This window comes from Mesorhizobium sp. WSM4810 (assembly GCF_055811235.1).
The window spans coordinates 32350-43743 of the sequence record NZ_JBVVQV010000041.1 but is presented as its reverse complement, the minus strand read 5'-3'; the positions used below and the strand labels follow the sequence as shown (position 1 = coordinate 43743).

The following is an 11394-nucleotide window of genomic DNA, read 5'->3' as shown; positions in this document are numbered from 1 at the left end:
GCCTCGCGGACGCCACAGTGAACCAATGCTTGGCATAAGGTCGGCACATCAGAATTTTGATCCATAGACGGCTCCAGGCGGCAACGTTGCAGTAATTCGGCTCGGATCGCGCCTTGCTTTGCCAACCGCGCGCGACGCTGCAAACACGAGCGGTACGGGATACAATTATCGGAGCGAATGCGTCCCCGGGATGGCTCAGATGTCCTCCGTCGATTCTCGGGAGTTCCCGCTAACTCGATGGCGGACTTGAGCTGATTGCGCTCGCAAAGAAGCTGCATCGGTATCCAGTCAATGGCCGCCAACGCACCCTGGCCGACGTCGCTAAGGCGCTGGCTGGGGCGGGATATCTGTCGAGTGCCGGAAAGCCTTACACGCCCACTGCCGTCTCGCGGATGCTGGTATCAAGGAGAAGTAAGCGCACCACGCCACGAAAGGTCGACGCCAAATCATCATCGTCGACGTTCGAACCAATCGCCGCAGAACTGCAACAAGAGGCCGCTGAGCCCGCAACGCGGACACCGCTCGGGTCGCGCTGGTAGCCCCCGGCACCCGCCCCGCCCGGGTTCGTCGGTGGCGGGGGTGGGGTGGCTTGTGGCCCCTATCAGGCGCGCGCTACCGACACCCTCGTTCACATTTCGGGAAGTTCTCATGGCCGGCCGCTCTCATCCCCAAAACCCAAATCACTCTGAACGACCGAGTTCGACCCTTTTGCGGTCATTCAGTTGCGAGCGTTGCATGACGCGATCTGACCAGCGTGTTAGGGCTGCTATGCGCCTGCGCAAGGCAGTCAGAGCGATCGGTGCATTACCAGCGTGTCCACGAACCCCAGAACCGGATGCTCGAAACCTTGCGGAATGGTTCCGACCACGTCGAATCCAAGATGACGCCAAAGCTTGACCGCGCGTTCGTTGGTACTGACAACACAGTTGAACTGCATGGCCCGGAAGCCTCGCGCAGCCGCGCGACCCAGAGAGTGCTGGCACATCGCCGTTGCAATACCCCGGCCGACCGAGTCCGGCGCGGTTATATAACCGCAGTTGGCGACGTGGGCACCGCCGCCCCGTTGGTTCGCGTGCAGATAATAAGTTCCCATCACCAGTTCGTCCGTCTCTGCGACGAACACCTCGTGATCCGGGGAAAACCAGTATGACAGCGCGTCGGATCGGCTCCAGTCAGGCGGCAACGCGTAGGTTTCGCCTGCCCGCAAGATGGGCTCGAGTATGCTCCAAATGGCGTCTGCGTCGGCAAGTGTGGCTGTGCGAATGGTCAGCAAGGCTAGATATCCAAATTTGCACGGATGGGGTTGCGGCCACGTCCGGCCCTACTGTGGCAGGCCGGCGTCTTCATAGCCATCGATGAAATGCTGTCGATCAGCCTCGTGCAGGAACGGTTGTGTGCTGGCCCAGTGCTGTATCGAGAAATCCTGATTCGAGGCGAGGAATTGCCTTGCTTCTTCCCTGGCCTCTTCCATATGCCCCAGCCGTGCCAGACTTGCAGCCAAGATACGTTGCGAGCCGAGCCGGTGCGTTGCCTCATGCCGGAGTGTTTCGACGGCATCGGCGTATTGACCCGCTGCGTATTGGGCGAGCCCGAGAAGCCAATAGTACCACCCCGGCGGGTGCGGATTGAGGCGAATGGCGTGGCGCAAATGTCCGATGCCCTCGATAGCCTTTCCCTCGAATGCCTTCAGTTGCCCCAGGAATGCCCAGGCATCAGCATGATTGGGGTTGACCCGAAGGGCAGTGGCCAGCTCCGCCGCGCCTTCATCCGGCTTGCCATCGTAGATCAGCACGTCGCCGAGGATTGCATGGGCCACGGCATTTTCCGGATCAAGCGATACGGCGCGCCGGGCTGCCGCCAGAGCCAGCGAATGATGGCGCTCTGGAGCATCCAGCCAATACGCCCAGGCAAAATGGTGGCTCATCGCAAGCCAAGCATGAGCATCGGCGAAGCCAGGATCAAGTTCGATGGCCCTTTCCAAGAGCACGGGAGCGGCCCTGTTGCTTTCGGGCGACTGAACCACCAGCATGCGGCCGCGGACGAAGAGGTCATACGCTTCGAGACTTGCTGTCCTACGTGTGCTGGTGGTCACCGCGGCCGGCAACACGCCGGACAGGGCACTTACAATCGTGCTGACGACCTCGTCCTGCAACAGGAAAACGTCCGCCAAGTCGCGATCGAAGCGATCAGCCCAGAGGTGACTGCTGTCCGTCGCGTCGATTAGCTGGGCATTGATCCGCACCCTCGCCTTCTCCCTGCGGACACTACCTTCAAGCACATAGCGCACCCTCAGCTCCCTGGCGACGGAGCGGACATCGACTGACCTCCCCTTGTAAGCGAATGTGGAGTTGCGTGCGATCACCAACAGACCAGGCACTTTCGACAAGTCAGTGATCAGGTCTTCCGCCAGACCGTCAGCGAAGTACTCCTGCTCGGGATCGCTGCTCATGTTCGTGAATGGCAGAACGGCAATCGAAGGCTTGTCGGTGATGGCCTTGGATGTGGAAGTCACAACAGGCGGCGTGCCGGAAACGCGGTAGATGCGAACTGGCAGGGCAATGTTTTTCACGGTCTGGGCCCCGAGATCCTCGAAACCAACCTCGATCTTATTTCGGACGTGGTCGTAGATCGTTCCAGAGATGAGGATGCCGCCTGGCTCGGCGGTGGTTTCCAGTCGCGCAGCGATGTTGACGCCATCGCCATAAAGGTCACTGCCCTCGACCATCACATCACCCAAATTGACGCCAATGCGCAGCACAATACGGAGCTTCTCAGGCAGAGCGGCATTGGCCGCAGCCATCGCATGCTGCACGTCTATGGCGCATTGCAAAGCATTGACGGCGCTGGCGAACTCCACCATCACGCCGTCGCCAGTCACCTTAAAGACCCGGCCATGGTGCCTGGCGAGCAACGGCTGCAGCACTTGCTTACGTCGATACTTGAGCGCGGCCAGCGTGCCGGCCTCATCCGTTTCCATGAGGCGGCTGTAGCCAACGACATCGGCCGCCATTACGGCGGCGAGTCGACGCTGGATGCGTTCGTCGGTCATGTGCGGCGATTGCTCTCATTTGAAAGCAGTCCGGCAGTGTACCGACGCTTCGTGAACGAGTCTATCAGCCCGACCCCGGCCTACCTCGTAGGAAGGTCAGTAACGGATCAGCACTGGTCGCGGCCTATGTGTGCTTTCTGGCAAGAGCACGGCTCAAGAAGGTCAGCAAGGGGTCAAATCTGCTGGTTGCGGTGAAGGTCCGCTTGCCGAGAGCAAATTTAAGCCGGGAATTTCCGACTAGGGTCACGTCACGACGTTACTCGCACCGACTTGAAGGTCAGCTGTTGAAGATTCGAGGGCCAAAGCTGCCAGTCCGCTGTCGGCCCCATTGCGGTCATTCAAGGGCTTGCTACGGAGTGACCGCTTCTGGCGCTAATTGCTCGTTACCATCGACGAGACGAATGGCAACATTCCACCCGTCTCGGCCGTTGGCGACAGCCAGCTGGTTGAGTTTTGACTCTAATGCCGCAGAATCTTGCTCAGGAAGGCGCGGCTGCGGTCGGTCTTGGGGTGCGAGAAGAATTCATCCGGCGTGCCGCTTTCGACGATGGCGCCGGCATCCATGAACACCACGCGCTGGGCGACTTTGCGGGCAAAGCCCATTTCGTGGGTCACCACCATCATGGTCATGCCTTCCTCTGCCACCGCGACCATGACGTCGAGCACCTCCGAGATCATCTCTGGATCGAGCGCCGAGGTCGGCTCGTCGAACAGCATGATCTTGGGGCGCATGCCGAGGCAGCGGGCGATCGCCACGCGCTGCTGCTGACCGCCGGAGAGTTGCGCCGGATAGGCGTTCACCTTGTCGGCAAGACCGACCTTGGCGAGCAGCTCGCGCCCGGCCTTCTCGGCTTCAGCGCGCGGGATCTTACGCACATGGATCGGCGCCAGCGTCACGTTCTCGAGCGCCGTCTTGTGCGGATAGAGGTTGAAGGACTGGAAGACGAAGCCAATCTCGGTGCGCAGCCGCGTCATGTTGGTGGCGGGGTCGCCGAGGCGCTGGCTGTCGACCACCAGGTCGCCGTCGCGGATCGTCTCCAGCCCGTTGATGCAGCGGATCAGCGTGCTCTTGCCCGAACCGCTCGGCCCGCAGACGACGACCACTTCGCGCGGCTCGACGCTGAGCGTGATGTCCTTGAGCACATTGAGCGCGCCGAACCATTTGTTGACGCCGCGAAACTCGATCATACCGGTGCCATTTTTGCTGAGGTTCAACGTCACAACTGCACCTCGCCATGGGCCGCACCCATGCGCTGCTCAAGCCGGCTCGCCAGCAGGATCAGCGGATAACAGACGATGAAATAGCCGAGGCCGACGAGGAAGAAGACCAGCAGGCCGTTCGGCACGCGTTGCACAACCAGCCAGCCGACGCGGGTGAGGTCGGTGAGCCCGATAGCCGAAACGACGGAGGAATCCTTGATCAACAGCACATATTGCCCGACCAGCGGCGGCAGCACGATGCGCATTGCCTGCGGCAGCACCACCTGGCGCATGCGCTGCCAGCGCGACAGACCGGACGCCAGCGCCGCCTCGACCTGGCCGGTCGGCACCGAGCGGATGCCGGCGACGACGATCTCGCAGATGAAGCAGGCGGCCAGATTGGTCAGCGCGATGATGCCGGCGGTGAAGGCGTCGAGCTCGATGCCGAGTTCCGGCAGGATGAAGAAGATCAGGAAAATCTGCACCAGGAACGGCGTGCCGCGGATCAGGTCGACCCAGGCGCCGATCACGCCGCTGATCAGCCGGTTGCCGCCGGTCCGCAGGATGCCGAGGCCAAAGCCGATCAGCGTGCCGAGCACCAGGCTGACCAGCGACAGCATCACGGTCATGCCGAGGCCGCGCAGGGCGAGGGGATAGCTGCCGGCTATGCTTTGCAGCTGCTGCCAGATCATGTCCGTGCCCCCGCCAGGCCGAGCCAGCGCCCGGACAGCGCCGCCAGTCCCTTCAGCCCGTAATAGAGCAGCAGGTAGAAGGCGGCGATGGTGATGAAACCTTCCGCCGGCATGAAGCGGTCGGAGGCGAGCAATTGCCCGGCGCGCGTCAGTTCGGCGACCGCGATCAGCGACAGCAGGGCGGAATCCTTGACCAGCACGATCGCCTGGCCGAGCAGCGGCGGGATCGTCACCTTGAACGCCTGCGGCAGGATGACCAGTCGCATGCGCTGGACATAGGTCATCCCCGAAGCGACGCCGGCCTCGACCTGGCCGCGCGGGATCGACAGGATGCCGGCGCGGATGATCTCGGCGACATAGGCGCCGCTGTTCAGCGACAGAGCGAGGATGCCGACGACGAGCTCAGGCAGGATGATGCCGAGCCGCGGCAGGCCGAAATAGAGGAAATAAAGCTGCGCCAGCAAGGGCGTGGCGCGCACCGCGTCGATATAGGCCTTGGCCGGCATGCGGAACAGCCGGGCGCGCTGAAGGTTCATGGCGGCGAGCACGATGCCGACGGCGAGCGCCCCGGCAAAGGCGAGGACAGACAGCCACACGGTCGTGACGAGGCCCTGCCCGAACAGGGGCAGATATTCGACAATGGTGCGGAAGCTGAAATTTTCGAGCATCGCTGGGCGGTAAATGGTGAATGGCGAATATTGAAATAGGGAGTAGTGAATGGTGAATAGGGATTAGCGAATAGCGAATAGCGAGTAGTGAGTAGCGATTTACTACTCACTATTCACTATTCACTCTACTCAGTGATCCTTCTTCCAGTCGTCGGAATTAACCCAGTAGTCGAGGTTCTTCTGCAGGCGGCCGTCGAGGCTGACCTGATCGAGGAACAGGTTCATCCAGGTCAGCAGGTCCTGCTCGTCATAGCGCGTGGCGAAGGCCAGCGGCTCCTTCGACAGCATCTCCGGCATGATGGTGAAGCTGCCCGCCGGGTAGGCGGTCGACTGGCCCTTGACCGCCGAGACGTCGTTGACGCCGCAATCGGCCTGGCCGTTGTTGACGGCGTCAAGCAGCAGCGGGCCGCCGCCCTTGTAGCTCTTGATGTCGGCGTCCGGGAAAGCCTTCTTGGCCTCCTTCTCGCCGGTGGCGCCGAGCAGCACGGCGATCTTGGTGCCCTTGGCCTTGCAATCCTCGGTGGATTTGAACTTGCCGTCGGCTTTGGTGAAGACGGTGCTGCCGGTGTACATGTAAGGCTTGGTGAAGGCGACCTTCATCGCCCGCGCCAGCGTCGGCGTCATGTCGGCGACCAGAAGATCGGCCTTGCCCGACAGCAGCGCCGGGATCAGGCCGTCCCAATCGAAATCCAAAAAGGTGATCTTCACGCCCATTTCCTTGGCCATCAGTTCGGCAAGCTCGACCGAACTGCCGGTGCGCTCGCCGGCAGCGCCGACCAGCGAGAAGGGCGGTCCCTGCGTCTGCACGGCGACGCGCAACTCGCCGCGCTTGGTGATCTCGTCGAGGGTTCCGGCACTGGCGGCGGCAGTGAGGCCGGCGAGCGCAAGGCTTGCTATGAAAAGCTTGGCAATCTTCATTGGGCATTCCTCCTTGTTGTCGTTTGTTATTTTCACTTTGTTGTTCCACCCCTTGGGGGTGCTTTTTGAGCGGCAGCGCCGTTGCCGGCGGCGAACCACCGTTCGAAAATCCTTCAGTCCCGGTCGATCGTTTCGGATACGCGTATACCGCGTCTCGCCAGTTCGTCGAGGAAGCGGCCGTCGGGCACATGCAACAGTGGATTGAGCAGGCCGGGCTCGGTAATTTCGCCCCGCACCAGCATCTGCGCCACGATGCTGGCGGGATAGCCGACACCTAGGCTCATGCCGAACAGGCCGGAGGCGAGATCGCGTTCGATGATCAGGTCCAAGGTCACCGTCTTGCGGCGGCCGCCTTGGGTGCCTGAGAAGACATTGCGCATCACGCACAGGTCCTTCTCGTCGGCGCCATATTTCAGTTGCGGGCCGAGCAGCCGGCCGAGAAATTCGCGTGGGCTGGCGCCAACGCCGGGCACCTTGTCTTCGGAGAGGAAGCCGAGCTCCTTCAGGGGCGCCCAGAACGCCGACCAGCCCGGCCAGCGCAGCGAATAGCGGCCGGAGCGCTGCAGCCCCTTGGCGGCGGCAAGCATGCCGGCGTAATGCGGTGCATCGCCATTGGGGAAGGCTTCCAGTCTGCCCAGCCCCTCGACCTCGATCTGATGGATGAACGGATTGTCGTGCTGGCGGCCGGCCGGCACATCGACCCGTTGGCCATCCTCGACCAGCACGCTGTCGCGGTTCTGGCTCATCAGAACCATGTCGAAGTTCCAGCTCACCTTGTAGCACAGCGGCTTGGCCATCGCCTTCGGCTCGGGGATACCGCCGCAATAGGAATCGATCGCCGTGATGGCGTCGAACTGACGGGCGGCGCGCGCGTAGAGCACAAGGTCGATGCCGGGGTCGAGCCCGCATTCGGTCATGATCGAAACGCCGGCCGCTTCCGCTGCGGGGGCAAGGTCGGCGATCGTCTTGCCGTAATTGGTGGTGACCAGCGGCGTGCGCGTCGCGATCGCGGCCTGCACCGCCTCGCGCATCAGCGGCTGCGGCAACAGATCTATGGCGGCGTCGACACCTGCCAGCACATTCGCCAACACAGGGGCGATCGCGCCGTCGGGCACGACGAAACGCACGCGGGTAAGGTCGGTCAGGCCGCCAAGTCGGGCTGCGCCATCCGGCACGGTATCGACGCAGACGACCTCTTCGACATCGGCGCTGGCGATGAGATCGGCGATCGCCGCCCGGCCTTGCAGGCCGAGGCCGCCGAGAACCGCGATCTTCATGGTATTTCCTTTCGCCCAGGTTCGTCGCGCCCAGTTTCGTCGCGCTTGGTCTCGTCCGACCAGCAGCCTTCGGGCAGGCTGACCCATTTGTTGCAGGAGGCCATGACGACGAACGTCTCGCTGCGCACGACTTCGCCGGGCTCGCCCGCGCCGGGGATCAGCTCGCTGGTGACGCGATAGAGATCGGCGACATCGCCGGCCACCGTCACGTCGACGATGATGTCGAAGCGTCCGGTGACGACGGAGGCCGAGTTCACGAAAGGCAGTTCGGCGATGCGCTGCGCCAGTTCCCGAGCGCGGCCGCGCCCCTGCGCATTGATGCCGACGATCGCCGAGATCAATTCTGGGCGCTCGGTCAGGTTGAGCAGCCCGACGATCTTGAGCAGGTTGCGGTCGAGCAGGTTGCGCAACCGCATGCGCACCGTCGGCACCGAGACGGCCATCTTCTCGGCGAGGCGATTGACGCCAAGCTGCGCATCCTGCGACAGCAGCTTGACCAGTCGCCGGTCGGTCTGATCGAGATGTTCCCGCAGCGTTCAAACTTTCATAAATGAAAAGAAATGATGGAGTTTTCTTTCTGATATGAAAACAGCTTAGGGTGTATCTTTTGAAATCGCAAGAGCGTTCGGCCGTCTGTCAACAAGGCCGGACGGTGTATCCCGGAAGACGGAGGGTTTTGCCGGTGCCGCAGCCGACCGAGGACACGCCGGCTAACGCGGCTTCCCAATCCCCGGAATGCCGCCGATCCGCTCGGCGAGAAAGTCGACCAGCAGCCGGACCCTGGCAATGCCCGCGCGCTCCGGAACGATCAGCATGCTCAGCGGAATGGGAGGCGGGGCGTAGTCCGGCAGGATCACTTCCAGCCGGCCGGCCGCCAGGAGATCGTCGACAAGCCAGTGATGGGCAGGTGCGATGCCGCGCCCGGCGACGAGCGCTTCGCGCGCTGCAAGCCCATGATCGATCCGAAATCGGCCGCCGAAAGGCACCGCATGGCGTTCGCCGCCCGGCCCCTGCAGGGCGAGCGTGTCGCTTCCTGCGATCTTCGACATCCGGATGCCTTCATGGCCAGGCAGGTCCTGCGGGACAGCCGGTCTGCCCCGCACCGCCAGATAGGCCGGCGACGCCACCAGCAGGCGCCGGGACTGGCCGAGCGCCCGCAGCTTCATCGAGCTGTCGGTGAGCGGACCGAGGCGAAGTGCGATGTCGACTCCCTCCCGCACAAGGTCGATGCGCTCGTCGGTGAGGTTGAGATCGATCCCGATGTCGGGATAGCGGTCCTGAAAGGCGAAGATCAGGCGGCTGACGTGCAAGACCCCGAGCGCCGCCGTGCAGGATATCCGGATCGTGCCGGCCGAAGCGCCGCGGGTGCCCCGTGCCTCATCGCCGGCCTGCTCAACGAGGCGCAGGATCTGGACGGCGTCGGCATAGTAACGGCTGCCTTCATCGGTCATCGTGACACGCCGGGTGGTCCTGCTGAGCAAGGGCACGCCGATAGCCTCCTCGAGCTCGCGCAGATGCCGTGTGACCGTCGACTGCCCAACTCCGAGTTCGCGCGCCACCGCCGAGAGGCTGCCGCGCTCGGCGACGCGAACGAAGGTGCGCATGCGCTCGAGTGTCACGTCAGACCTATCCATTATTCGGCATAATCTTATGCATTGCTCAGATGTAGCGGATAATCCCGGGGCTGGCTACCTTCAGCGTCTATCGTCCTTCTTCGGAGTTGACCCATGAAAGTCCTGCTTGTTTTTGCTCATCCTGAACCGCGTTCGCTCAACGGCGCACTGCGCGACGTCGCCATCAGGGAACTCGAGGCCCAGGGCCACGAGGTGCTGATATCGGACCTCTATGCCGATGGCTGGAAAGCCGAGGTGGACCGTGCCGACTTTCCGTCGTGGCCGCCCGAAGCGCGCTTCCTGCCGGCTGGGGCATCCAAAAAGGCTTTTGCGACCAACACGCTAACCGAAGATGTTAAAGCAGAGATCGACAAGCTGCTGTGGGCCGACACGCTGATCCTCCAGTTCCCGCTGTGGTGGTATGCCATGCCGGCAATCCTCAAGGGCTGGGTCGACCGGGTGTACGCCTACGGCTTCGCCTATGGTGTCGGCGAGCATAGCGACAAGCGGTGGGGTGACCGCTTTGGCGAGGGAACGCTCGCCGGCAAGCGCGCTATGCTGATCGTGACCGCCGGCGGCTGGGAGGAGCATTACTCCGCCCGCGGCGTCAACGGCCCAATCGACGACCTGCTGTTCCCGATCAATCACGGGATCCTTTACTATCCGGGCTATGACGTGCTGCCGCCGTTCGTCGTCTACAGAGTGGATCGTTTTGGCGAGGCCGATTTCGAGCCTGTCGCGGAGCGCCTGCGCGAAAGGATGCGGACGCTCGAGACAACCCGACCGATTCCCTATCGGCAGCAGAATGGCGGCGACTATCACATCCCGAGCATGCAGCTCCGCTCTGAACTGGGCGACCCGGGCGCCGCAGGGTTCGCGCTTCACCAGGATCGCGCAACCGCGAAATCGGCGACGCCGCATTCGACTTTGCGGGACGTGGCCTGACGCAGCATCCCGAGAAGATCGGGCAAGGCGCCCGAAGCCTACGGGATGAATCAACGACCGGCCCGGAAGATCGCAACCGCAGCAGCCGTCAGCGCGGCATTGCCTGATGCCGTAGTGCCGTCCGGAAGCGCCTTGCCGTCCTCCAGCCCGACACGCGTCGACCAGCGCCGCTCCGCCGCCCGGTGCACGAACGGCCACACCATGGCGTCGGCACCGTGCAGCAGGATGGCGCGACGCAGTCCGGCGCGGTCGAGCACGGCGGCGATGCCGTCGCAGGCTTCCAGCGCCGCGTCCAGCGCCTGCTCGGAAATCTCGATCAGGATGCGCAGCACCTGGTTGCCATGGTCGAGGCGGACCAGGCGCTCGGCATCAGCGACGGAGGCGAGCCCGGCCTCGATACCGATGCCGCGCTGCCGCAGGCTTTGCATGACCTCGGGCGCGGCCTTCTCGCTCAGATTGACCGAGGCGTAGTCAGGCAATTCGCTCCAGCCGGCGATCGCGTCAAGTGTGCGCTCGTCATCGTTCTCGATCCAGGCGCCGGTCGACACGCCGATCAGCGTGCCCGGGCAGGCTCGGCGCAGCGTCAGGATGGTACGGTCTATTGTCGCCGGGGCAAGGCTTTCGCGGCCGTCGAGCCCGCGTGCATGGACATGCAGCTCGGCCGCACCGGCGGCCACGCAGGACGCGCCGTCACGCGCCATGGCGTCCGCGTCAAGCGGCAGCTGCGGATGGAAATCGGCGCTGCGCGCGCCATTGATGCAGGTCTGGACAATCATGAGAGTGGTCCGGTTGAAGTGGACCAAGTGTAGCGCAGGATGGCGAAAACCGGAATCGGTTCGCGTCAGGAGAGTTGCTGCGGGAGGGACGTTTGCAGACGTTGGCGCTGCCCCTCATCCCCCTGCCGGGACCTTCTCCCAGTAGAACGGGGAGAAGGGGCTGGCTGCAACCTCGGGCGCTCTTTCTGCAACGTTGGTTTTTGGCGAAATCTCGGCGAAGGCTTCTTTCTCCCGGTTCTACGGGGAGAAATGCCTG

Annotated in this window: 11 protein-coding genes; 1 reads left to right on the top strand and 10 read right to left on the bottom strand. The window is 63.1% G+C overall.

All coding sequences use genetic code 11. The annotated features are described in order from the left end of the window. Positions 1–787: 787 nt before the first annotated feature. The 9 genes from AC0L3O_RS32905 to AC0L3O_RS32865 all read right to left on the bottom strand — a co-directional run bounded on the left by AC0L3O_RS32905 (position 788) and on the right by AC0L3O_RS32865 (position 9438). Complete coding sequence (locus AC0L3O_RS32905) at positions 788–1270, bottom strand: GNAT family N-acetyltransferase (protein ID WP_031254455.1); 483 nt, start codon at positions 1268–1270, stop codon at positions 788–790. Positions 1271–1321: 51 nt separating this feature from the next. Beyond that, positions 1322–3049, bottom strand: coding sequence for an adenylate/guanylate cyclase domain-containing protein (locus tag AC0L3O_RS32900; RefSeq protein WP_128173088.1), 1728 nt, complete (start codon positions 3047–3049; stop codon positions 1322–1324). A gap of 459 nt (positions 3050–3508) precedes the next feature. Then, positions 3509–4237: an amino acid ABC transporter ATP-binding protein gene (locus AC0L3O_RS32895; protein ID WP_128170924.1), complete on the bottom strand. Its 729-nt coding sequence runs from the start codon at positions 4235–4237 to the stop codon at positions 3509–3511. A gap of 29 nt (positions 4238–4266) precedes the next feature. Continuing rightward, entirely contained in the window at positions 4267–4941 is a 675-nt protein-coding gene (locus tag AC0L3O_RS32890) for an amino acid ABC transporter permease (RefSeq protein WP_473617754.1), read from the bottom strand. Further along, a complete protein-coding gene (locus tag AC0L3O_RS32885; RefSeq protein ID WP_473617753.1) occupies positions 4938–5609 on the bottom strand; it encodes an amino acid ABC transporter permease in 672 nt (223 codons plus the stop codon). Before AC0L3O_RS32885 ends, AC0L3O_RS32890 begins: the two co-directional genes overlap by 4 nt. 129 nt (positions 5610–5738) lie before the next feature. Further along, positions 5739–6527, bottom strand: coding sequence for an ABC transporter substrate-binding protein (locus AC0L3O_RS32880; protein ID WP_128170920.1), 789 nt, complete (start codon positions 6525–6527; stop codon positions 5739–5741). 113 nt (positions 6528–6640) lie between these two features. Beyond that, the gene (locus tag AC0L3O_RS32875; RefSeq protein ID WP_473481369.1) at positions 6641–7804 is read right to left on the bottom strand and encodes a saccharopine dehydrogenase family protein; all 1164 of its coding nucleotides are present in this window, start codon (positions 7802–7804) and stop codon (positions 6641–6643) included. Beyond that, on the bottom strand, positions 7801–8337 hold the full coding sequence (locus AC0L3O_RS32870; RefSeq protein ID WP_128170918.1) for an Lrp/AsnC family transcriptional regulator: 537 nt from the start codon (positions 8335–8337) through the stop codon (positions 7801–7803). The genes AC0L3O_RS32875 and AC0L3O_RS32870 overlap by 4 nt, the downstream gene beginning before the upstream one ends. Before the next feature lie 177 nt (positions 8338–8514). Then, on the bottom strand, positions 8515–9438 hold the full coding sequence (locus tag AC0L3O_RS32865; RefSeq protein ID WP_473617751.1) for a LysR family transcriptional regulator: 924 nt from the start codon (positions 9436–9438) through the stop codon (positions 8515–8517). Between the two features lie 93 nt (positions 9439–9531). On the opposite strand from AC0L3O_RS32865, the gene AC0L3O_RS32860 reads away from it, so the two are divergent. Continuing rightward, positions 9532–10362, top strand: a complete 831-nt coding sequence (locus tag AC0L3O_RS32860) for an NAD(P)H-dependent oxidoreductase (RefSeq protein WP_473617750.1) — start codon at positions 9532–9534, stop codon at positions 10360–10362. Between the two features lie 50 nt (positions 10363–10412). On the opposite strand, the gene AC0L3O_RS32855 is transcribed toward AC0L3O_RS32860, so the two are convergent. Beyond that, positions 10413–11138, bottom strand: coding sequence for a 3-keto-5-aminohexanoate cleavage protein (locus AC0L3O_RS32855; protein WP_473617749.1), 726 nt, complete (start codon positions 11136–11138; stop codon positions 10413–10415). Positions 11139–11394: the final 256 nt, after the last annotated feature.